The 22637-nt window shown below is 64.3% G+C and carries 15 protein-coding genes and 2 pseudogenes; 10 read left to right on the plus strand and 7 right to left on the minus strand.

The genetic code is table 11. The annotated features are described in order from the left end of the window. Nucleotides 1-159 precede the first annotated feature (159 nt). The 7 genes from K9U40_RS01185 to K9U40_RS01215 form a co-directional block, all read right to left on the minus strand. Nucleotides 160-3336 carry an efflux RND transporter permease subunit gene (locus K9U40_RS01185; RefSeq protein WP_149577657.1) on the minus strand — a complete coding sequence of 1059 codons (3177 nt, stop codon included), beginning with the start codon at nt 3334-3336 and terminating at the stop codon, nt 160-162. Beyond that, the gene (locus K9U40_RS01190; protein WP_149577658.1) at nt 3333-4754 is read right to left on the minus strand and encodes an efflux RND transporter periplasmic adaptor subunit; all 1422 of its coding nucleotides are present in this window, start codon (nt 4752-4754) and stop codon (nt 3333-3335) included. The genes K9U40_RS01185 and K9U40_RS01190 overlap by 4 nt, the downstream gene beginning before the upstream one ends. Beyond that, on the minus strand, nt 4751-5158 hold the full coding sequence (locus tag K9U40_RS01195) for a FixH family protein (protein ID WP_149577659.1): 408 nt from the start codon (nt 5156-5158) through the stop codon (nt 4751-4753). Before K9U40_RS01195 ends, K9U40_RS01190 begins: the two co-directional genes overlap by 4 nt. A 131-nt stretch (nt 5159-5289) precedes the next feature. Next, nucleotides 5290-5766: a hypothetical protein gene (locus K9U40_RS01200; protein WP_232847562.1), complete on the minus strand. Its 477-nt coding sequence runs from the start codon at nt 5764-5766 to the stop codon at nt 5290-5292. A 181-nt stretch (nt 5767-5947) separates the two neighbouring features. After that, a complete protein-coding gene (locus tag K9U40_RS01205; protein ID WP_209483269.1) occupies nt 5948-7015 on the minus strand; it encodes a helix-turn-helix domain-containing protein in 1068 nt (355 codons plus the stop codon). Nucleotides 7016-7018: 3 nt separating this feature from the next. Continuing rightward, nucleotides 7019-7660, minus strand: a complete 642-nt coding sequence (locus tag K9U40_RS01210; protein ID WP_209483271.1) for a hypothetical protein — start codon at nt 7658-7660, stop codon at nt 7019-7021. A 291-nt stretch (nt 7661-7951) separates the two neighbouring features. Further along, the gene (locus tag K9U40_RS01215) at nt 7952-10201 is read right to left on the minus strand and encodes a heavy metal translocating P-type ATPase (RefSeq protein WP_149577662.1); all 2250 of its coding nucleotides are present in this window, start codon (nt 10199-10201) and stop codon (nt 7952-7954) included. 67 nt (nt 10202-10268) lie between these two features. Here K9U40_RS01215 and K9U40_RS01220 point away from each other — a divergent pair. The 10 genes and pseudogenes from K9U40_RS01220 to K9U40_RS01265 all read left to right on the plus strand — a co-directional run. Then, a pseudogene (locus tag K9U40_RS01220) lies at nt 10269-10703 on the plus strand (MerR family transcriptional regulator); the annotation flags it as partial. Between the two features lie 158 nt (nt 10704-10861). Further along, entirely contained in the window at nt 10862-11293 is a 432-nt protein-coding gene (locus tag K9U40_RS01225; RefSeq protein ID WP_149577664.1) for a hypothetical protein, read from the plus strand. A gap of 65 nt (nt 11294-11358) precedes the next feature. After that, complete coding sequence (locus tag K9U40_RS01230; protein ID WP_149577665.1) at nt 11359-12630, plus strand: TolC family protein; 1272 nt, start codon at nt 11359-11361, stop codon at nt 12628-12630. Beyond that, the gene (gene ihpB / locus K9U40_RS01235; protein ID WP_149577666.1) at nt 12627-13616 is read left to right on the plus strand and encodes a divalent metal ion exporter adaptor subunit IhpB; all 990 of its coding nucleotides are present in this window, start codon (nt 12627-12629) and stop codon (nt 13614-13616) included. Before K9U40_RS01230 ends, ihpB begins: the two co-directional genes overlap by 4 nt. Then, nucleotides 13606-13995, plus strand: a complete 390-nt coding sequence (locus tag K9U40_RS01240; RefSeq protein WP_149577667.1) for a P-II family nitrogen regulator — start codon at nt 13606-13608, stop codon at nt 13993-13995. The genes ihpB and K9U40_RS01240 overlap by 11 nt, the downstream gene beginning before the upstream one ends. Then, a complete protein-coding gene (locus K9U40_RS01245; RefSeq protein WP_149577668.1) occupies nt 13992-17201 on the plus strand; it encodes an efflux RND transporter permease subunit in 3210 nt (1069 codons plus the stop codon). The genes K9U40_RS01240 and K9U40_RS01245 overlap by 4 nt, the downstream gene beginning before the upstream one ends. A gap of 22 nt (nt 17202-17223) precedes the next feature. Continuing rightward, nucleotides 17224-17601, plus strand: a complete 378-nt coding sequence (locus K9U40_RS01250; RefSeq protein ID WP_149577669.1) for a hypothetical protein — start codon at nt 17224-17226, stop codon at nt 17599-17601. Nucleotides 17602-18762: 1161 nt separating this feature from the next. Further along, nucleotides 18763-19407 carry a hypothetical protein gene (locus K9U40_RS01255; RefSeq protein WP_149577670.1) on the plus strand — a complete coding sequence of 215 codons (645 nt, stop codon included), beginning with the start codon at nt 18763-18765 and terminating at the stop codon, nt 19405-19407. 61 nt (nt 19408-19468) lie between these two features. Beyond that, a pseudogene (locus tag K9U40_RS01260) lies at nt 19469-21973 on the plus strand (heavy metal translocating P-type ATPase). A 58-nt stretch (nt 21974-22031) separates the two neighbouring features. Continuing rightward, nucleotides 22032-22508, plus strand: coding sequence for a hypothetical protein (locus tag K9U40_RS01265; protein ID WP_188079577.1), 477 nt, complete (start codon nt 22032-22034; stop codon nt 22506-22508). Nucleotides 22509-22637 lie beyond the last annotated feature (129 nt).

A 22637-nucleotide genomic window follows, 5' to 3' on the forward strand; every position in this document is an offset into this window, starting at 1 on the left:
GCTTCCGATCGAAGCTGCGCATGACGCTCCTCACCGAAAGAAGACGTATTTCGTGAGGGCGGCGATCACCAGCACCAAGACGAGGATGCCGATCAGGCCGGCAAGGCCCATGCCCCATCCCATGGATCCGATCATGTCGTGCATCATTGGAACCTCCTCTCATTTGGCGGCAGCCTTGAGGCCGGCTGGCCCCTGTTCGATTGCCCTCTCGTCGGCGGTGACGGTCCGCGGCAACCGCCAGCCTTTGATCAGTCCATAGACAGCGGGGATCACGACCAGCGTCAGCACCGTCGACGAGACCATGCCGCCGATCATCGGCACCGCGATGCGCTGCATCACCTCCGAACCGGTGCCGGTGCTCCACAGGATTGGGACGAGGCCGGCCGTGATGGCGATGACCGTCATCATCTTCGGCCGCACCCGCTCGACGGCACCGAGCATGATCGCCTGGTGGAGGTCGATCCGAGTGAAAGGCCGCCCTTCCGCCTCCCGCTCGGCCTTCAGTTCCGCCATCGCCTGCTCGAGATAGATCAGCATGATGACGCCGGTCTCGGCGGCGACGCCGGCGAGCGCGATGAAGCCGACCGCCACGGCAACCGACATGTTGAAGCCAAGCCACCACATCAGCCAGATGCCGCCCACCAGTGCGAAGGGCAGCGACAGCATGACGATGAGCGTTTCCGTCAGGGCCCGGAAGTTGAGGTAGAGGAGCAGGAAAATGACCAGCAACGTCACCGGCACGACGATCTTCAGCCGCGCTTCGGCGCGCTGCAGATATTCGAACTGGCCGCTCCACGAGACGTAGGTGCCTTGCGGCAGCTTCACCTCGTTCGCCACCGCCGCTTGAGCCTCCGCGACATAGCCGCCAAGGTCGCGGCCGGCGATGTCGACGAAGACATAGACCGCGAGCTGGCCGTTCTCGGTACGGATCGAGGTCGCGCCGCGCGTGAGCTCGACCTTGGCGACTTCGCCGAGCGGCACCGTGCCGCCGCCCGGCAGCGGCACCTGCACGTCGCGGGCGATTGATTGCGGATCGCTCCGGAAGTCGCGCGGATAGCGGATGGTGACGCCATAGCGCTCGCGCCCCTCCACCGTGGTCGTCACCGTCTCGGCCCCGAGCGCGGTCGCGATCACGCTCTGGACGTCGCCGACGGCCAGGCCGTAGCGGCCGAGCGTTTCCCGGTCCGGCACGATGTCGAGATAGTAGCCGCCGATCACGCGCTCGGCATAGGCGCTGGACGTGCCCGGCACGGACCGCAGCACCCGCTCGATCTCGCGGGCGCTCTGCTCCATCTGGGCGAGATCGGTGCCGAACACCTTGACCCCGACCGGAGTGCGGATGCCGGTCGCCAGCATGTCGATGCGGGCGCGGATCGGCATGGTCCAGGCGTTCGACACGCCGGGGAATTGCAGCGCCTGGTCCATCTCGGCCTTCAGGCTGTCGATGGTGACGCCCGGCCGCCATTCGCCCTTCGGCTTCAGATTGATGATGGTCTCGAACATCTCAGTCGGCGCCGGATCGGTCGCGGTCAGTGCTCGCCCGGCCTTGCCATAGACCGAAGCCACCTCCGGGAAGCTCTTGATGATGCGGTCCTGCACCTGCAGCAGCTCGGCGGCCTTGGTGATGGAGATGCCCGGCAAGGTGGTCGGCATGTACATCAACGTGCCCTCGTCGAGGCTCGGCATGAACTCCGAACCGAGCTGGCGTGCCGGCCAGAGCGTCACCCCGAGCACGACAAGCGCGACGAGGATGGTGAGCGTCTTGGCCTTCAGGACGCCGCGGATGACCGGGCGGTAGACCCAGATCAGGAACCGGTTGATCGGGTTCCGGTGCTCCGGAATGATCCGGCCGCGCACGAAGACCACCATGAGCGCGGGCACCAGCGTCACCGATAGAAGGGCCGCGGCCGCCATGGCGAAGGTCTTGGTGAAGGCGAGCGGGCCGAACATCCGGCCTTCCTGCGATTCCAGCGTGAAGATCGGCAGGAAGGAGACGGTGATGACCAGCAGGCTGAAGAACAGCGCCGGACCGACCTGGCTCGCCGCCTCGATCAGGATCTCGACCCGCGGCTTGTCCGGTGGCGCGCGCTCCAGATGCTTGTGGGCGTTCTCGATCATCACGATGGCGGCGTCGATCATGGCGCCCACCGCGATGGCGATGCCCCCCAGGCTCATGATGTTGGAGCCGAGCCCGATCGCCTTCATCGCCGCGAACGCCATCAGGATGCCGACCGGCAGCATCAATATGGCGACCAGCGCGCTGCGCAGATGCAGCAGGAACACCACGCAGACCAGCGCGACGATGATGCTTTCCTCGATCAGCGTGCCCTTCAGCGTCTCGATCGCCCGGCCGATCAGCTCGGATCGGTCATAGACCGGCACGATTTCGGCGCCCTTGGGGAGGCTGGAGGCGATCTCGGCAAGCCGCGCCTTGACGTTCTCGATCACGGTCAGCGCATTGGCACCGAAGCGCTGCAGCACGATGCCGCTGGTGACTTCGCCCTCGCCATTGAGCTCGGTGATGCCGCGTCGCTCATCCGGCCCGATCTCTACGCGGGCCACATCCTTTATCCGCAGCGGCACGCCACGATCGGTCTTCAGCACCACATTCTCGATGTCGGCAATGCCTCGGAGATAACCGCGGCCGCGCACCATGAACTCGAACTCGGAGAGCTCGACGGTGCGGCCGCCGACATCGTTGTTGCTCGCCTTGACGGCGTCGCGCACCCGGTCGAGCGGGATGCCCAGCGCCCGCAACCGGTTCGGATCGACCACGATCGCATACTGCTTGACGAAGCCGCCGACGCTGGCGACCTCGGCGACGCCCTCCGCCTTGGAGGCACCGAAGCGGACCACCCAGTCCTGCAGCGAGCGCAGCTCGGCGAGCGTCATCTCCTTGGCGACGACGGCGTATTGGTAGACCCAGCCGACGCCGGTCGCATCCGGCCCCAGCGTCGGCGTCACCCCCGCCGGCAGGCGCTGCGCGGCGGCATTGAGATATTCCAGCACGCGCGAGCGCGCCCAATAGGGATCGGTGCCGTCCTCGAAGATCACATAGACGAAGGAGACGCCGAAGAAGGAGAAGCCGCGCACCACCTTCGATTTCGGCACCGTCAGCATCGCCGTGGTGAGCGGATAGGTGACCTGGTCCTCGACCACCTGCGGCGCCTGGCCGGGATAGTCGGTGTAGACGATCACCTGCACGTCCGAGAGGTCGGGAATGGCGTCGAGCGGCAGCGTCTTCAGCGCATAAAGCCCGGCGGCGACGGCGAACACCGTACCGACAAAGACCAGCACGAGGTTGCGGGCGGACCAGCCGATGAGGCGGGCGATCATGGCTGCACCTGCGGCGGTGTCAGGCCGCGCAATGCCGCCTTCAGATTGCTTTCGGCGTCGATCAGGAAGTTCGCCGCGACGACGACACGGTCGCCTTCCGCAATGCCCTCGCGGATCTCGGTGAAGCCTTCGCCGCACAGGCCGATCTTCACCTCGCGCGGTTCGAACCGGCCCTCTCCACGATCAATGATCACGACCTGCCGCGTGCCGGTGTCGATCACCGCGCTATCGGGGACAGCAACCACCGGCGCGGCATCGCCTGTGCCGATCTCCACTTCGGCATACATATTGGGAAGCAGAACACCGCCGGGATTGGCGATCTCAATCCGCACTCGCGTGGCCCGCGTTGCTTCACCGACCTGCGGATAGATCAGCGACACACGTCCTTCGAAGGTGCGTCCCGGCAGGCTTCGAGCCCGGATCGTCACCGGCGCGCCGAGCCGGACGGCCCCAAGATCGAACTCCGGCACATCTGCCAGTACCCAGATGGTCGAAATGTCCGCGAGGCGGAACAGCACATCACCCGGCGCTGCCTTCATGCCGTCGACGACATTGCGTTCGAGCACGACGCCATCGCGCGGCGCACGCCACGTCATCGACAGCGGCACCTTGCGCGTCCGCTCGATCTCGGCGATCGCCTCGGGTGGCAGGCCAAGATTCTCCAGGCGCTGGCGGGCGCCTCCGAGAGCACTGTCGCGGCCGCCAATGTTGAGATCGGTGAGGAGCTGGGCGCCGGCGGTGGCAATGTCCGGCGCATAGAGCCGGAGCAGCATCTGGCCCTTCGTCACCCGGTCGCCCGTGGTGACGTTCGCCACCTCGTTGATGAAAGCGTCGCTCCGGGTGGCGACCACGGAGATGCGCCGCTCGTCGAGCTGGACGGTTCCCGGCACCCGCACCAGCCTGCCGACGACACGCTGCGCTGCCAGCTCGGATCGCACGCCGGTCCGCTGGAGTTTTCCAAGCGACACCCGCACGACCGAGCCGCCATCATCCTCGCCTTCATAGACGGGGATGTAGTCCATCCCCATCGAATCCTTCTTCGGCACCGGCGAGGTGTCCGGCAGACCCATCGGATTGCGGTAGTAGAGGATGCGTCGCGGGCCTGCCTGCCCGGTCGCCTCGGCCGTCGCCGGCGGCCTGTCCTCGAAGCTGACATCCTCGCCGGCGCGGACGGCACGGAAAGCCCGGCCATCCCCGGTCCGGCGTGGCGTTGCCGAATAGGCGGGCTCGCGGTCGGGATCCTGATAATAGATCACCGCTCCGGTGCCGGTCGGCTCAGCCGCCGCAAGGGTCGCCTCGACACCAAGCCATTCGCGCAGGCCGGCCACCGGAAGACCCCGGATGCCAGCCCAGTAGCCTCCGGCCCCCGCCGCCACAACGGCGGCGAGGGCGAGGCCCGTAAGGGCGACCCGTTTCACGGTACGGCCTTCAGGACCAGCTTGTTCTCGATCGTGCCGGTCTCACCCTGGATCTTGGCACCGAGCGAAAGCCGCCAGCCGCCAGCCATCATCAGATTGGTCTTGAAGCGATAGACACCCGGCTCGGTCGACGGCAGAGCCTCGATCGGCGCTGCCATCGTCTCCATGCCGTCAGGCGCCATGTCGATCCGGGTCGCGAAGATGACGGCGTCGGGGACCGCCTTGCCGGATCGCTTGTCGACGAGTCGGACTGCGACGATGGCGCCGTTGCCCTGCTTGATGTCCGTCTGAACGAGCCGGAACTCGTAGTCCGTGATGTCGGCACGCGCCGATGAGAGAGCCGCGACGGAAAGCGCGGCCACGAGCGCCGCCGCAGCGGCGCGCTTCATAGAAGAGGTCGTCATAGTTTGAAAATCCTAGATTCATCGGAGCGCCGTGCGCATGGCCCGGCGTTGCGCGGCCTACGGCCACGCGCTCTCGGCCGCCCGAGCCTCGCGGGGGCGGCACGAACCGGCGCGCAAACGCCGGCGATGTTCTAGGTTCGCGGAGGTCGGGCTGGGGGCTCTATCGCGAGCGCGTCGCCCATGACGTCACTGCCCGGGCGGAGGGCATCGCCCTCGGCCCGCAGAACGAAGGCCAGGCGTGAAAGCATTGGTGCCACCGAGAAGCACTTGGCCATGCACAATGCCATCAATGGGCAGGTCTTCTGGCAGTCGGGAATCGCCGGCGTCTCATGCGGACAACACGGCATGTCGTCCGCCATTTCGGGCATGGACATATCAACGGCGGCCGCCATGGCGGCCCCGTTCACCGGTGCGGTGAACGATCCGGCAACAAGCCCTACGATCGCAAGGATCGGGAGCAGCCTGTGGAGCCAAGTGGCGACCTTCATGCAGCGCAACATGTCATAGGCGAGGCGTTCTGGGAATGCGAGCAGCGGTACGAAGCTGTCACAGGTTCGTGGCAAATGGACGTCGCTGCCCTTCTCAGGATGAGTGAGTGCGTCGCGCACGCACGCACCCGGCGAAGGAAAGGCATCGGAACTGCCGTCGCCGGATCACATCTCGGGGATGGTCACGCGGCGCCAAGCAGGATCACCTCCAGCGGTAGCCTCAAGCGCAAAGAGACCACGCCATACGAAGAGAGCTCGGGGCGTGGCCGCTCGATGGAATCCGCGACACTTCCGGGCTCAATCACGGAACTAGCCGGAGAGATGAACCACCGACGGATGGCGGATTCACATCGCCGGTAAGCCCGAACAGCAGATTGTCGAGTTCTGCCTCGGGGATATCCAGGCGGGCCGCAACGTGCCGGCGTGTCACGCCTTCCCGCCAAAGCTCCGTGAGGACACGGTGCCATATTGCAGATCGCTCCGACGGGAGACCGTCAGGTTCGTTTGTGCCGAACCGCTTGTTTATCTGGATGCAGAAGGTCCGGTAGTTCCAATCGGAGATCCGGCCGATCCGGTGAAGCCGGTGCGCGAGTGCCGCTACGGACACGCCCCACCGCTTCTTTGCGAGCACCAATTGATCGAGACTTCGGACGAATGGGATCGTCGCCACGACGTCGTCGTGAGGCATCAGGAACGACGATGCAAACGCATGTGCCTCGAGCTCGGCAGCGCGCCCTTGATTGGGACCGCCGTGCTTGTGCAGGACGAGGTGAGCCAGCTCATGAGCGGCGTCGAACCGGCTGCGCTCTGTGGTCTTGAAGGTGTTGAGGAAGACATACGGCTCGCCATCATGCCAACAGGAAAAGGCATCCACATTCTTCGTGTTCTCGGCCAGCGAGAAGACGCGAACGCCCTTCGTCTCAAGCAGCTTGATCATATGCGAGATCGGCCGCTCGCCGATCGCCCAATGCTGGCGCAGCGCACGTGCGGCTCCAGCGGGATCGCGTTCATGGCTGAGGTCGAGCAGGTCTGGCTGAGGCAGAACGAACCTTTCCCGCACCCAGGCTGACATCTCGAAGGCCAGTGAGCCGGCGGCGAGCGCCGCATCGCGCTCTCGCGCCGACATCGCCGTGAGGCTCCGGAAGCTGGCGGCATCAGCGCTGATCGGAGCCGCGTCGTCCCGGAAGAAGAACTCCCGCGGGAATCCCAGCGCGCGCACCAAGCCGTCGACCGTGTCTTCATCCGGAATCTGCTGCCCGTTGACGACACGCGACAAGGTGACCGGCGATATGCCAGCCCGCTCGGCGAGAGCCTTGGCGGTCAACCGTTGCCGCTTTCGCGCGAGCTCCATTCTGCCAATGTTGAACATGGCCTAGCGACGCAAAACAGCAGGCTCGAACTCGATGCCATCCGGACGATCGCTATCAACGATGACATCCGCCGGCCATTCACCACCACCGAGGATGAAGATGCGCTCGATAAAGCCCTCGAAATTGCCGCCGGAAATGCCCGAAGGCAGCGACAGCTCGGCACGGACATCACCACCTTGAACCGACACGCAGAAGAACCATACGCCGGTCTGGAGCTCCGCGAGGCTCTGATCCCGCGCCGCTGACATCTCCTCCTCCGGGAACAGTCCCGCCTGTCCCACCGCAATGATGCGGTCAGCACCGGAACCTTTTCCGGACACTGCCTGCGGCTTGTGCAGCGTGTCGGCCGCGAGATCGACGCTCTGGTACACGACCTTCAGCGGCCGGTCGGGATGTTTGACCGATTCGACGTTGTTCTCGCGGTAGCGGACCCATTCGTGGGCCAGGAAGACCTGCCGCACATAGCGGGTGCCATAGATATACGCTAGCAGCCCTTCGGCCGAGGCGGGATCGTCCAACGTCGCGTCCGAGCGAGCAGCGACCACGCCGCGCACGACCTCAAGCAGTTCCTGACGCGTGACGCCGAACTCGGCGAGGCGAGCGTCAACTTCAGGATGATCGGCAAGCACGCGAACCGCAGCCATCGAATCGCTCCCACGATAATTTTCTTACCCTCATTTGTGGAGGAAAAAATTATCGCGAGCAACTGTCTTGGTTGGGTGGTCGGGGGCGGCGAAGGATCGAAGAAGAGTTCTAGTGTGAAGGTATACTCCGCCATCGCCGGCCACCGAGCGCAATAGCGGGCCTGATCTTCGCGGGCAGCCTCATATTCGTAACCGCCGTGCTCAAAAAGATCTGAAGCAAGAGACTCGCGCGCGTTGAGCTATCAAGGTCTGGAATGAAGAGCCGGGCTTCGCTGCGAATTGCCCGCCCTGTCACCCACGCCCCCAGGAGAGGAGCCGCAGCGCGTTCAGGGTCACCAGCACGGTGGCGCCGGTGTCGGCCAAAATCGCGGGCCACAGCCCGGTGATGCCGGCAATGGTGGTGACGAGGAATACCGCCTTCAGCCCCAGCGAGATGGCGATGTTCTGGTGAATGTTGCCCATGGTGCGCCGGGACAGGGCGATCATGGAGGCAACGTCCTTCACCCGGCCATGGAGGGCGGCGGCATCCGCCGTTTCCAGCGCCACGTCGGTGCCGCCGCCCATGGCGATGCCGATGTCGGCGGCGGCCAGCGCCGGGGCGTCGTTGATGCCGTCGCCCACCTTGGCCACCACCGCGCCTTCTTGCTGCAGCTCGCCGACGATGCGCAGCTTGTCCTGCGGCAGCAGCTCGGCACGCACCTCGATGCCCAGCTGCCGGCCGATAGCCTCCGCCGTGCGCCGGTTGTCGCCGGTGAGCATCAGCGTGCGGATGCCCTCCCGCTTCAGCGCGGCAAGGCCCTCGGGGGCGTCGGGGCGGGGCTCGTCGCGCATGGCGATGGCCCCGGCGATGGCGCCGTCGGCCACCAGCAGGGACACGGTCTTGCCGGCGTCGTTCAATGCCGCGATCCGGTCGGCCTGCTCTTGCGACAGGGCCGCGCGCGCGGCGGCGGCCTGGGGCGAGCCGAGGAACACCTCGCGTCCTTCCACCTGCGCCGACACGCCCTTGCCGCCCAGCGCCTGCGCGGCTTCCGCCACGGGAATGGCGATGGCGTCCGCTGCCGCGCGATCAAGGATGGCCTTGGCGAGGGGGTGGCTCGAACCGGTCTCCAGCGCTGCCGCGAGGCGCAGCACCTCGGCGTCCGGCAGGGCGAAGGCGATCACGTCCGTCACTTGCGGCTTTCCTGCGGTGAGGGTGCCGGTCTTGTCGAAGCAGACGGTGGTGACCTTGCCCGCCGTCTCCAGCACGGCGCCGCCCTTCAGCAGCAGCCCGCGCCGCGCCCCGGCGGAGAGGCCGGCTGCGATGGCGGCCGGGGTCGAGATCACCAGCGCGCAGGGGCAGCCGATGAGGAGGATGGCAAGGCCCTTGTAGATCCAGGCATCCCACGCCCCGCCGAACAGCAGCGGCGGGATGACCGCCACCAGCGCCGCCACCACCACCACGCCGGGGGTGTAGTAGCGCGAGAAGCGATCGATGAGCCGCTCGGTGGGCGCGCGCTTTTCCTGCGCCTCCTCCACCAGCTTCACCACCCGGGCGATGGTGTTGTCCTCGGCGGTGGCGGTGACGCGCACGCGCAGCGCCGCCTCCCCGTTCACGGTGCCGGCGAAGACGGTGGCGTCGGGCCCCTTGCGCACCGGCACGCTCTCGCCGGTCACCGGGCTCTCGTCGATGCCGCTCTCGCCGGCGACGATGAGGCCGTCAGCGGAAATCCGGTCGCCGGGCCGCACCAGGATCACCTCGCCCACGACGAGGCTGGCGGCGGGCACCTCGACCGTGGCGCCGTCGCGCTCCACCAATGCGGTCTTTGGCACCAGCGCGGTGAGCGCGCGGATGCTGGCGCGCGCCCGGCCGGCGGCGACGCCTTCCAGCAATTCGCCCACCAGGAACAGGAACACCACCGCCGCCGCCTCCTCGGCCGCGCCGATGACCACGGCGCCCGCCGCTGCGATGGTCATCAGCATCTCGATGGTGAAGGGCATGCCGTTCGCGGCGGCCGCGATGGCGCGCCGGGCGATGGGCACGAGGCCCACCAGCATGGCGGCGAGGAACAGCCACGATTGCACCGCCGGGACGAAGGTCCCGATGCCGGAGGCCGCAACCAAAGCGAGGCCGCTCAGGAGGGTGAGGCGCGCCTTGCCGGTGGACCACCATCTGCCTTCGGCGGCGGGGACAGCACCATGGTCGTGGCCGCCGGTTTCGGCGTGGTCGTGCTTTGCGTGATCGTGGCCGGTGTGGTCGTGGCCCGCATGGTCGTGGTCGGAATGATCGTGCCCCGCGCAGCTCTCTCCATGGTCGTGTGCCTTGCGCTGCCCGCCGCCGGCCGCGAGCGGAGCGAGGGCGTAGCCCATGGGGGAAAGGCGCCCGGCGAGGGGCGCAAGGTCGGCGTCCGGGGCGTGGCGGATCACCAGCGTGCCGGCCGCCACCGAGACCTCGGCTTCCGCCACGCCGGCGATGCGCAGCGTGGTGCCCTCGATCTTCGCGGCGCAGGAGGCGCAGTCCATCCCGGTCACCCGGAACCGGCTTTGAACGAGAGGAGCGGTCATGATGCGGCCTTTCTTTGCGTCACGCTGCGGATCCTAGATGCTCTAGTCACTAGAGGAGCAAGCCCCAATGTCCGGCCCGTCGTCCGAAAATTTTCCCGACCTCCTGCCCATCGGCGCGGCGGCGCGCTTAAGCGGGGTGAAGGTGCCCACCATCCGCTTCTATGAGGAGATCGGCCTGATGCCGGCGCTGCCGCGCACCGAGGGCAACCGCCGCCTCTACAGCGCCACCCACCTGCAGCGGCTGGCCTTCATCCGCCATGCGTGCGAGCTGGGCTTTGACATCGAGGCTATCCGCACCCTGCTGACGCTGCAGGACCGGCCCGAGCAGTCGTGCGCGGCGGCGGACGAGATCGCCAGCGCGCGGCTGATCGAGGTGCGCAGCCGCATCGCCGCGCTAAGGGCGCTGGAGGCGGAGCTTCAACGCATGGTCGACGGCTGCGCCCACGGCCACGTGGCACAGTGCAGGGTGATCGAGACGCTTTCCGATCACGGACAATGTCAATTTCATAACGGCCAGGGCGAAAACCTTGGGATCGGCCGAAATTCAAGCGATCTCCCAAGCTTTTCGGGTACGCTGACGCAGCGCTTCCGAAAGACTTGACACATCGCGGCTCTTGGGGTCTCTCATGGTCCATGCTTCGCGTCTTGGCAAAAGTCCTCATGTCGATCACCGGTCCGGCGTTCCGCCGCGCCGTGTCGGTCGTCGTGGTGGCATGCCTTGTGGCCGGGCCGTTCGCAAGCGCACTGGCAGCGCATCACATCTTTGATGTGGACGGCGCTCTGGGAGAGTTGGCTGGGACCTCAGTTACGCTGACGGGCGTCGGTGTGTCGAGCACCGACCTGTCGCCCGTCGAGGCATCCGTTGCGGACCCCTCCCTCGCCGCTACGGATGCCAAGGTGTTCGGCGCCGCGCATGACCCGGCCCAGCCCCAGCCTGCCTCGGACCATGACTGCCATGGCTGCTCCATGGTGGTGCCATATACTCCGGCAGCAAGCGAGGCCCTGCGTCTGCCATCCACGTCGGAGGTAGCGCCCACGCGCCTGAGCGCCGGCCGCTCCGTTCCCGCAGACATCCGCCCCCCGCGCGCCTGATCCGACTTCTGCTCGCGCGCTGACGCCCCGCGTCGGCGATCCGCCATCAGACTTTGGATCAGATCATGTCGCCTCGTGCCCTCGCGCTTGCGCTTGGGGCAGCGCTCGCGCTGCTTCACGCGTCGCAGACGCGCGCCGAAACCGCCCGTCCGCTGACCCTCACAAGCGCCCTCGCCAGCGCCCTTGCCGCCAATCCGCGCCTCACGGCGGCGGAACGCGACATCGGCATCGCAGCCGGCCGCAATACCCAGGCCGGGGCCCTGCCCAACCCCAACCTCTCCCTAGAGGTGGACAATGCGGCGGGCTCGGGCTCCTACCAGGGGCTGGACCTTGCCGAGCAGACGATCCAGATCAGCCAACTGGTAGAGCTGGGCGGCAAGCGCGAGGCGCGGCTGGCGGCCGCCGGCGCCGGGGTCGGCGTGGCGCGCTGGGAGCGGGAGGCGATCCGCCTGCAGGTGCTGGCGGATACCGCCGCCGCCTTCGCCGCCGTGCTCGGGGCGCAGCAGCGCGCCCAGATTCTTGAGACGCAGGTGGCGGCGATCCAGCGGCTCGCTCCCTTGCTGCAGAACCGCGTCCAGGCCGGCGCTTCCTCCCCGGCCGAGATTTCCCGCGCCCGTGTCGCCGCCGATTTCGCCCGGGTGGAGCTGGACCGAGCCCGCGCTGCGCTCGGCACCGCGCGGCGGGAACTCGCGCTGCTCATGGGCCTTCAGGAGGCAAGGTTCGGGCGGGCGACCGGCAACCTGCTGAAGGTCAGCGCCCCCCCGCCACTGCCGGGGCTTGTCAAGCAGGCGCTGGGCAATCCGCAGCTCACCCGCTTCACCGCCCTGCGCGCCCAGCGGCAGGCGGACCTGCGCTCGGCACAGGCCAAGTCGGTGCCGGACGTGACCCTGGGGGTCGGCTACCGGCATTACAACGAGACCGCTGACAGCGGCATGCGCTTCTCATTGTCCATGCCGATCCCCCTGTTCGACCGCAATGACGGCGGCATCGCCGAGGCGAACGAACAGATGCTGCGGGCCGAAGCGGAGGAAGCCATCGCCCGCAATGCCCTCATCTCCCAGCTTGGCCGGGCCCATGACGGGATGAGGGCGGCCTTCGACGAAATAGCGCTATTGCGCGGCAGCACCATTCCAGGCGCGCGGACTGCCTTCGAGGGGGTAGAGACCGGCTATTCCGAAGGCCGCTACACGCTCCTGGAACTGCTTGACGCCCAGTCCACCCTCACCGACGCCGCCCTGCGCGAGCTCGATGCGCTGGTTTCGTTCCACACCGCACTCGCCACCCTCGAAGGGCTGACGGGTCGGCCGGTGAATCTCAACAAAGGAAAAGCCAAATGAGCCGCACGGCGCGACGCGACGTGGCGATGCTCCTCATCGGCCTGCTGGCCGGCGCGGGGGCGCTGTACGCATTCCAGGACCGCAACGCTCCCGTTTCGGGCAGCCTAGCCGCTGAGCGCGGACATGGTGCGGAGGGTGGGCATGGAGAAGAGGGAGGCGGACATGCCGAGGGCGGGGTGGAACTGGACGACACCAGGCTTGCTGCTGCCGGCATCGGCCTGGAGACGGCCAGCCCCGGGACGCTTCGCCAGAAGCTACGCCTAAATGGCTTGGTCCAGCCCAATCAGGAAAACGTGGTCCAGGTAACCCCGCGCTTTCCCGGCATCGTCCGGGAGATCCGCAAGCGGATCGGCGACAAGGTGGCCAAGGGCGACGTTCTCGCGGTCGTCGAAAGCAACCAGAGCCTCACCACCTACGACATGAAGGCGCCGATCTCCGGCACGGTGGTGGACCGGCAAGTCGGGCTTGGCGAATACGCCTCCGAACAGAAGCCGGCTTTCGTGGTGGCCGACCTTTCGACTCTATGGGTGGATCTCTCCGTCTATCGCCGCGATTTTCCACGGGTGCGTGCCGGCGATAAGGTCGCCATCGATCCGGAGGACGGTGGGCAGGTCATCGACGGCCGAGTGGCTTATGTCTCGCCCATCGGATCAGCCGACACCCAGACCGCGCTGGCGCGGGCGGTCATTCCCAACGACGGCATGCGGCTGCGGCCCGGCCTGTTCGCCGTGGGCACCATCACCCTGACTGAGAAGCCGGTGGATCTCGCGGTCCGAACCAGCGCGCTTCAGACCATCGACAACCGCACCGTCGTGTTCGTGCGCGACGGTGACGCGTTCGCCCCCCGCGATGTGGAGATCGGTGATCGCGATGCGGAATGGGCCGAGGTGCTGTTCGGGCTCATGCCCGGTGATGTCTACGCCGCGCGAAACAGCTTCGTGGTGAAGGCGGAACTCGCCAAAGGGAGCGCTAGCCATGAGCACTGAGGCGTCCCCCGGCGCGATGGACGACGGCCTGCGGCTCGTCACTGCCTTCATTCATCCTCATCTTGAAGGGCGCGTGGTGCGAGCCCTGCACGAGCTACCTGAATTCCCGGGATTTACCTTCACCGAAGCGCGCGGCCAAGGTCGCGGCCGCGGTGCCGGCGGCACCTATGTGGCGAGCGAATACGACCTCACCTACCAGCGCCATCTCCAGTTGCAGATCGTCTGCCGTGCCGGCGTCGTGGAGGCAGTGATCTCGACCCTCACGCGCGCTGGGTGGACCGGACACCGCGGTGACGGAGTGGTTTTCGTTACGCCGGTGGAGCGCTTCGCCCGCATCCGTGAGGCAGGCAAAGCTCAGGCTCAGGAGGGGGCGCGATGATCGACGCCATCCTCGCCTTCTCCATCCGCCAGCGTTGGCTGGTGGTCATGTTCTGCCTCGCCATCGGCGCCTTCGGGGCCTGGAACTTCACGCGCCTCCCCATCGACGCGGTGCCCGACATCACCAACGTGCAGGTGCAGATCAACACCTCGGCGCCCGGCTTCTCGCCGCTGGAGACCGAGCAGCGCATCACCTTTCCCATCGAGACCTCCATGGGCGGCCTGCCCGGCCTGCAATACACCCGCTCGCTGTCCCGCTATGGCCTCAGCCAGGTGACGGTCGTGTTCCGCGATGGCACCGACATCTACTTCGCCCGCCAGTTGGTGAACGAGCGCATCCAGCAGGCGAAGGACCAGCTTCCGCTGGGGGTGGAGACCGCCATGGGGCCGGTGTCCACGGGCCTTGGCGAGATCTACATGTACACGGTGGAGGCCAGGGACGGGGCGAAGAAGCCTGACGGCCAGCCCTTCAGCCCCACCGACCTACGCACCATCCAGGACTGGATCATCAAGCCGCAGTTGCGCACCGTGCCGGGGGTGGTGGAGGTGAACACCATCGGAGGTTTCGAGCGGCAGTTCCATGTGCTGCCCGATCCGGCGCGGTTGATGGCCAATCGCATTTCGTTCCGCGAGGTGATGACGGCGCTGGCCGCCAACAACGCCAACGTGGGCGCCGGCTATATCGAGCGCAACGGCGAGCAGTATCTGGTGCGCACGCCGGGCCAGGTGGCGGACGCCGCCGAGATCCGCGAGATCGTCATCGGCAGCCGGGGCGGCACGCCGCTGCGGATAGGCGATATTGCCGAGGTGCGCGAGGGGCGTGAGCTGCGCACCGGCGCGGCGACCCTGAACGGAGAAGAGGTGGTGCTGGGCACCACCATGCTCCTCATCGGCGAGAACAGTCGCACCGTGGCCCAGCGTGTCGCCGCGCGATTGGAGGAGATTTCCCGCTCGCTGCCGGAAGGCGTCATCGCCCGTGCCGTCTACGACCGCTCACACCTGGTGGAAGCCACCATCGCCACGGTGGAGAAGAACCTTCTGGAAGGCGCGCTGCTGGTGGTGGTGGTGCTGTTCGTGCTGCTCGGCAATTTCCGCGCGGCGCTGGTGACGGCCTTCGTCATTCCGCTCGCCATGCTCTTCACCATCACCGGCATGGTGGAGAACCGTGTCAGCGCCAACCTCATGAGCCTTGGTGCCATCGACTTCGGAATCATCATCGACGGGGCGGTCATCATCGTCGAGAACTGCCTACGCCTGCTGGCGGAAGAGCAGCATCGGCGCGGCCGGCTCCTGACCCGCGCCGAGCGGTTCGAGACCATCCTCGCCGGCTCCAAGGAGGTGATCCGGCCGAGCCTGTTCGGCACCATGATCATTGCCGTGGTCTACCTGCCGGTGCTCACCCTAACGGGGGTGGAGGGCAAGATGTTCACGCCCATGGCCATCACCGTCCTGATGGCGCTGGCCGGCGCGGCTCTGTTCTCCATGACCTTCATCCCGGCGGCCATCGCGCTGCTGGTAACGGGCAAGGTCTCCGAGCACGAGAACGTCATCATGCGCGGGGCGCGGCGCTTCTATACGCCGTTGCTCGATGCCGCCATCAACTACCGCGCCGTGGTGGCGGTGGCCGCGGCCGGCCTCGTGGTTGCGAGTGGCCTTGCCGCCTCCCGCATGGGCGGCGAGTTCATTCCGAGCCTCGACGAGGGCGATGCGGCGATCCAGGCGCTCAGGGTGCCGGGCACCAGCCTTACCCAGTCGCTGGAGATGCAGCAGGCGCTGGAGAAGAGCCTGCTGAAGGTGCCGGAAGTGAAGGAGGTGTTCGCCCGCACCGGTACGGCGGAAGTTGCCACCGACCCAATGCCGCCCTCCATCTCCGACGGTTACGTGATGCTGAAGCCACGCGCCGAATGGCCGGACCCCGGCAAGTCCAAGAGCGCGGTGATGACCGACATCGAGAAGGCGGCGGAGGGCGTGGCGGGGAGTAATTACGAACTCTCCCAGCCGATCCAGCTGCGCTTCAACGAGCTGATCTCCGGCATCCGCAGCGATGTGGGCGTCAAGATCTTCGGCGACGACCTCGACATGCTGCTGCAGGTGGCCGGGCAGGTGCAGAGCGTGCTCCAGGCGGTGCCGGGCGCCGCCGACGTGAAGACCGAGCAGGTCTCCGGCCTGCCCATGCTGACGGTCGCCCTCAATAGAGCGGCCATGGCCCGTTACGGGGTAAGCGTCGCCGACGTGCAGGAACTGGTGGAGATCGCGGTGGGCGGCCGCGAGGCCGGCGCCCTGTTCGAGGGCGATCGCCGCTTCGACATCGTGGTGCGCCTGCCGGAGGAATTGCGCACCGACATCGAGGCCCTGCGCGCGCTGCCGGTGCCGCTTCCCCCTGCGGCGAGCGATGAGGCCAAGCCAGTCCAGGCCGCTTGGGTCCCCGGATCTGGCGGGCAGATCCGCTACGTGCCGCTGTCCGCCATCGCCAACCTCACGGTCTCCCCTGGCCCGAACCAGATCAGCCGGGAGAACGGCAAAAGGCGCATCGTGGTGAGCGCCAACGTGCGCGACCGCGACCTCGGCTCCTTCGTCACCGACGCCCAGCGCCAGGTGGCAGATAAGGTGAAGCTGCCCGAAGGCTACTGGATCGGCTGGGGCGGCCAGTTCGAACAGCTGGTTTCGGCCACACAGCGCCTTGCCATCGTGGTGCCCATCGCGCTGTTGCTCATCTTCCTGCTGCTGTTCATGAGCTTCGGCTCGGTAGCGGATGCGCTGCTGGTGTTCTCCGGCGTGCCGCTGGCGCTCACGGGGGGCATCGCGGCGCTAATCTTGCGCGACCTGCCGCTCTCCATCAGCGCCGGCATCGGCTTCATCGCGCTCTCGGGCGTGGCGGTGCTGAACGGCCTCGTCATTATCGCCTTCATCCAGCGCCTGCGGGCGGAAGGGCGGGACGTGGTGACGGCGGTGCGCGACGGCGCCCTGACACGCCTGCGCCCGGTGCTGATGACGGCGCTGGTCGCTTCGCTCGGCTTCGTGCCAATGGCCATCGCCACCGGCCCGGGCGCGGAGGTGCAGCGGCCGCTCGCCACCGTGGTCATCGGCGGCATCATCTCCTCCACCATCCTCACCTTGCTCGTGCTGCCAGCGCTCTACGTGCTGTTCCGGCGCGAGACCAGGCCAGCGGCCTCCCCCGAGGCGCAGGCCGAAGCCCCATCCCCCTAGCCCCAAAATCGGAGAAAGACCCGTGCTTAAGAGCCTGATCGTCGCTTTCAGCCTGCTTGCCGCTGGGCCCGCCCTCGCCCAGCATGCCCATGGTGCGCAGAAGGGTCCCAATGGCGGCCCCTTGGAAGACGTCGCCGGCGTCCATGCCGAACTTGTCGTCTCGGGCGAGACCTTGACCTTCCACGTAGTCGATGAGGCAGGCAAGCCGGTCGATACCGCCGGCTTTACCGGTTCTGCCATGCTGGCCTCCGGCGCCGATCGCAAGACTATCCAGCTTACCGCAGGCGGTCAGACCCTGGCCGGCAAGGCGCCCTCAACCATCGTCAAGGGCACGGCGGTCACGCTGCTCATTAAAACCCCGGCCGGCAAGTCCGGTCAGGCCAAGTTCACCACCCCATAAGGAAGTGTGTCATGAAAAGTACTGTGTGGAACTACGTTGCCCGCGGCACCTTGTGCGTGCTCGTGTTCGGCATCGCGTCGCCGGCACTGGCACTCGATCCGCGACCGAAGACATATCGTGAGAAGCAGAGGCACGATTTTCGAGACGTCCAACTCGGGGTTACTCACCCGTTGCCCCATGGTCGCAGCACATCTATCCGTTCCGGCCAGACGCGCGATGTTCCGTCCGAGCAACGCACTATGGAATCCAGCCGGTGAATTCAATATTCGGTCGTTTCGATCAAGAGGGAGAGGCGGTGTGAGAGGCTTTCTCCGAAGCATTTTGCTAAGTCTCATGCTGATCGTAGTCTTGTGTATTCCGGGGTATTCCTGGAACGCGAGCGCGATGTCATTAGAAGCGAGCGCATTAACGGATGAAAACCACCATCAGAGTGACGAAGACACCCGCAATCCGGCCTGCGCTGCGGTGCGGTGCGAGTGCCACGCTTGCCCGCACGTCTCCCCCTTCGATGAAGGTGCGTCGTCGGGGCCCCCAGGGTGGAGAGTGTGCGGGCAATGGGCGAACGAGACCCGTAGTGGTGTCGGCCTAGGCGTAGAAATCCCCCCTCCTCGCTACGCGAATGTTGAAAACAAATGAAATAAATCAAGTTTAATTCGACATTCGAGGTTAAATCATGAAGATTTATGTCGTTGCTCTTAGTTTCATCCTCCCTCCGCTTACGGCTTTCGCAGAGCCGTATCCGTCGACGCTCGGCGTGGAGGAGCAAGAGCGACATGAATTCCTTGACGTGCAGCAGGAAAGTTATCCCGGCGGCCGTCTTTCTGGGACAACGAGCGGCTCGCCTAAGGTGCAGATGAGCCGCCCTCAGGCGCCTACCCCAGGGACCTTCATTCCCTCGCCCTCGCCGTGGCTTAACGATCGCGCGGTGCGCTAAGCCGAGTCATTAAGAAGGAAGAGGGACGAATATTCGCCCCTCTTCATCCATCTAAATTCCAATTTTTGGAGGTAAAATCATGAATAAGGCGATTTTTACAGCGTGCATTTGCATCGCGTTAAATAGCATTTGCATCGGAGCGGCTTTCGCCGCGGGCACGCAATTCACCCCATTTTATCTGCCTGCGCAAACTTCACAAACGTCGGCAATAGGCTGTGAACATTCAAATGTCGGAGAGCATAAATTGTTTTGTGCAAAGAATAAATCTTCATGTTACGACAAAAATAGGTCTTTCAGGCCGCACGAGCTTACTCATTGCAAAATTCAATATGATCAATGCATGCGAGCTTGGGACTAACGCAATGATACAAATAGTGAAAGAAAAATTATCTATATGTGCATTTGTCGCATGTATTTATATGTTATGCATCGATATCAGATTCGCTAATGGAAACGAAATATTGGAAACAATATTGACTAGATCTTTTTTTATACAGAATATTACAATATATTGCTCTCAGTTTATACCAGATGTAACCGAGAGGTCGTCAGGAAAATATGGTGATATATCTCGATTGACCTATCATATACGCCAAGAGGTGGTTGGTGAGTTGCCCGCTGACCAATCGATCTTTGTAGTCCGCCGTTCAGCTGACATGGCGCGAGCGGGTGCGCTGCAGGCAATTCGGCAACTTTATGAATTCGACCGAGATCGTGAGCAAGCACGTATCGTAGAGTGGTGCGAACAGTCCGCGGCAGTCGAGATTGCCGAATACGTCCGCGACCATGATGGAAGACACGATGAATTCGTTGCAATCATTGCTGCAGCCAAGAAGGGCGGCGATAGATCCAAGTCAGAATTAAAACCCTAAGGTGTCTTTATTGTCAGATGTCGGGTTGGGCGATGCTGGTGAATCTGGGGAGCTTACAAAGATGATCGAGAAGCTTCGACTGGACATTCCAATCCTTCTGCCAAACGTGCCCGACGCTGTAGACTCCTGTGTGAGTCGGCTCGTTTCGGAGCTTCAGGAGCGCGCGGGCATTGAGTATGTGCACGTCGCTGGCGGCGAGTCGGCGCAGCTCTGCCTCCACTATGACCCGACGGTAATCGGCTTACCTCGCATCCGGGAACTTGCCCAAAGCGTTGGCGCGCAGATTACCGAGCGGTTCGGTCACGCGATTTGGCAGGTGGAAGGGATCACCCATGAACGGCGTGCGCGCACCGTTGCCGAGAAACTGCGTAAGCTTTCCGGGGTATTGGAGGCCGAAGCCAGTGCATCTGGTCTCGTACGCGTCGAATTCGACCGCGAGGCGGTAACAGAGCAGGAAATCCGAAACGCCCTCGTTCAAATGGGGGCTATCGCCGCGAGGGATGCGGCCGCGCTACGGCTGGATAGGCTGCCCTCTCACGCTTGATATGATCATCGGTCAGTCATGTTTACGCATGCCAGGTCAGAACATAAGGACGGAAAAGGGGAGCACGATCATGCCCATGGCAGGATCCTCGGACCGAACACTGAGCTAATCTTCTCTCTTGCCTGCGGCGCGCTGCTCGTCGTCGGTTTTGCCATCGAGAAGCTATTACCGGCCGCACCCGGCTGGCTGCCTATCGTGTGTTTCGTTGGAGCATATTTCTTTGGCGGCTTCTACACGGTCCGCGAAGCGATAGACAATCTGCGCCTGCGCAGGTTCGAGATCGATACGCTGATGCTGGTAGCGGCTGCGGGCGCGGCTTCGCTTGGCGCATGGGCGGAAGGCGCGCTGCTGCTCTTCCTGTTCAGCCTAGGCCACGCATTGGAACACTATGCCATGGGCCGCGCCAAGCAGGCGATCGAGGCCCTGGCCAAGCTCGCTCCACGCACGGCCACGGTGCGCCGCGCTGATGGCACCTTGGAGGTTCCCGTGGAGGAACTTGTGATCGGCGACGTGGTGCTGGTCCGCCCTAACGAGCGTCTACCTGCCGACGGCTTCCTGGTGAAGGGCTCCTCCGCCATCGATCAGGCTCCTGTCACCGGCGAGAGTATCCCGGTGGACAAGCGCCCGGTTGACGACGTTGCTGAGGCACGGGCGCGGCCCGACACGGTTGGCTCTGCCTCGCGGGTCTTTGCGGGAACAATCAACGGTGCCGGCGCCATTGAGGTGGAGGCGACGCGCTTGTCGAGCGACACGGCGCTGGCAAAGGTCGTGAAAATGGTGAGCGAGGCGGAAACGCAGAAATCACCGACCCAGCGGTTCACTGAGACGTTCGAACGTATCTTCGTGCCCGTGGTACTGGCGCTCGCGATCCTCCTTCTGTTCGCCTGGGTGGTGGTGGACGAGCCATTCAGCTCAAGCTTCTATCGCGCCATGGCGGTACTGGTCGCCGCAAGCCCGTGCGCTTTAGCCATCGCTACACCGAGCGCGGTGTTGTCAGGCGTCGCGCGAGCGGCACGTGGCGGCGTGCTGGTGAAGGGCGGCGCGCCACTGGAGAATCTGGGCTCGCTGAGCGCTATCGCATTCGACAAGACGGGAACGCTGACGGAGGGCAAACCGCGTATCACCGACGTCTTGCCGGCCGACGGGGTTCCGGAACATGAGCTCCTCTCAGTAGCGGTTGCGGTAGAGGCGCTCAGCGATCACCCGCTAGCCGCCGCAATCGTTCGCGACGGGCGAGCCCGGCTGGGAGGACGAGAAATAGAGGAGGCGACTGAACTCAAAAGCCTCACCGGGCGAGGCGTGGTCGCTACATTTGCCGGGCAGCCGGTCTGGCTCGGGAAGGCCGAGATGTTTGGGCAAGACGGCATTACCCAGCTGAATCCAGCTGTGAAGGCGTCGATCGCGAAGCTGCGGGACGCCGGGCGCACTACGATGGCTGTGCGGATTGGTGAGCGAGATCTCGGAGCCATCGGCCTTATGGACACTCCGCGGGCTGCCGCTCGCGACGCGCTCAAGCGGCTGCGCGATCTTGGCATCACTCGGATGCTCATGATCTCGGGCGATCACCAGAAGGTGGCCGACGCCATCGCCAAAGATTTAGGACTAGACGAAGCTTGGGGCGACCTGCTCCCCGAGGACAAAGTTGCGGCGATTCAAAAGCTGAGGAAGGAAGCCAAGGTTGCGATGGTCGGCGATGGGGTCAATGATGCGCCGGCCATGGCGAACGCCACGGTCGGCATCGCTATGGGAGCCGCGGGTTCCGATGTGGCGCTAGAGACCGCAGACGTCGCACTCATGGCGGATGACCTGCGACATTTGCCGTTCGCGGTCGGACTAAGCCGCCGCACGCGCTTCATCATCCTTCAGAACGTGTTCATAAGCTTGGGTGTGGTGGCGTTGCTGGTTCCGGCGACGATATTTGGCCTCGGCATCGGCCCGGCCGTGGCGGCGCACGAGGGGTCCACGCTGGTGGTAGTGTTCAATGCACTACGTTTGCTTGGCTACCGCGATGGGCAGGCATGACGTGATAGTGAATGTAGAATCGCAACCTATCAAAAACAGCTCGGTGCGGGAATATGACATGAAGAAAACGTCAATTGCAATATTTGCTTGGATTATAATTTGTGTGTCTTTTACAGACTCTGCCTTTTCAGAGGTTGAACAGTCAACTAATTCTACTATTTCCGATTTGAGAGGGCAAGCCGTTAGTCATTTGAAGTTTATGTATGGTATGTATTTCGCGATTAGGGGATGTTTAGAAGCATATAATGATCAATCTGAACCTAATTTCAAGCCGACAGTTACTTTATCCGAGGCGCAGCAGGTTCTGCGTGCGGCGGATGCTGCTGCTAGATCAGTCGGCATCGATGTTGACAAGGCATGGCTTGAAATGAGCTCCATTGGACAAGCAGCGGGAGAAGCGCTTAAAATTAAGACAGACGATAATTTTAAAAAATGTCAACAAAGTGGAATGTTTTTCCGCACAGTTACATCTCGCCTTCAGATGACAATTCGTAAATTAGATGGAAATATTCCTATAATAAGAAAGGATTTTTGATATGTATAATTCTTCATAAATAACATAAATTTATCTGATTTGTTGAAATATATAGCTAATTTTAGTGATAACAAATTCGACTTGGCGCAGCAGATGGCACAAATCACGGTTCCTAAATTGTCATTCCTA

It is taken from the genome of Xanthobacter autotrophicus (assembly GCF_030015065.1).
Lineage (GTDB): Bacteria > Pseudomonadota > Alphaproteobacteria > Rhizobiales > Xanthobacteraceae > Xanthobacter > Xanthobacter autotrophicus_D.

Excerpts from the sequence above, each read along its gene's own strand:
- K9U40_RS01185 (WP_149577657.1), bottom strand. The coding sequence starts at position 3,336 with ATGATCGCCCGCCTCATCGGCTGGTCCGCCCGCAACCTCGTGCTGGTC.
- K9U40_RS01215 (WP_149577662.1), bottom strand. The coding sequence starts at position 10,201 with ATGACCGCTCCTCTCGTTCAAAGCCGGTTCCGGGTGACCGGGATGGAC.
- K9U40_RS01265 (WP_188079577.1), top strand. The coding sequence starts at position 22,032 with ATGAAGAAAACGTCAATTGCAATATTTGCTTGGATTATAATTTGTGTG.
- K9U40_RS01205 (WP_209483269.1), bottom strand. The coding sequence starts at position 7,015 with ATGTTCAACATTGGCAGAATGGAGCTCGCGCGAAAGCGGCAACGGTTG.
- K9U40_RS01245 (WP_149577668.1), top strand. The coding sequence starts at position 13,992 with ATGATCGACGCCATCCTCGCCTTCTCCATCCGCCAGCGTTGGCTGGTG.
- K9U40_RS01210 (WP_209483271.1), bottom strand. The coding sequence starts at position 7,660 with ATGGCTGCGGTTCGCGTGCTTGCCGATCATCCTGAAGTTGACGCTCGC.
- K9U40_RS01255 (WP_149577670.1), top strand. The coding sequence starts at position 18,763 with ATGTCGGAGAGCATAAATTGTTTTGTGCAAAGAATAAATCTTCATGTT.
- ihpB (WP_149577666.1), top strand. The coding sequence starts at position 12,627 with ATGAGCCGCACGGCGCGACGCGACGTGGCGATGCTCCTCATCGGCCTG.
- K9U40_RS01230 (WP_149577665.1), top strand. The coding sequence starts at position 11,359 with ATGTCGCCTCGTGCCCTCGCGCTTGCGCTTGGGGCAGCGCTCGCGCTG.
- K9U40_RS01240 (WP_149577667.1), top strand. The coding sequence starts at position 13,606 with ATGAGCACTGAGGCGTCCCCCGGCGCGATGGACGACGGCCTGCGGCTC.
- K9U40_RS01195 (WP_149577659.1), bottom strand. The coding sequence starts at position 5,158 with ATGACGACCTCTTCTATGAAGCGCGCCGCTGCGGCGGCGCTCGTGGCC.
- K9U40_RS01225 (WP_149577664.1), top strand. The coding sequence starts at position 10,862 with ATGTCGATCACCGGTCCGGCGTTCCGCCGCGCCGTGTCGGTCGTCGTG.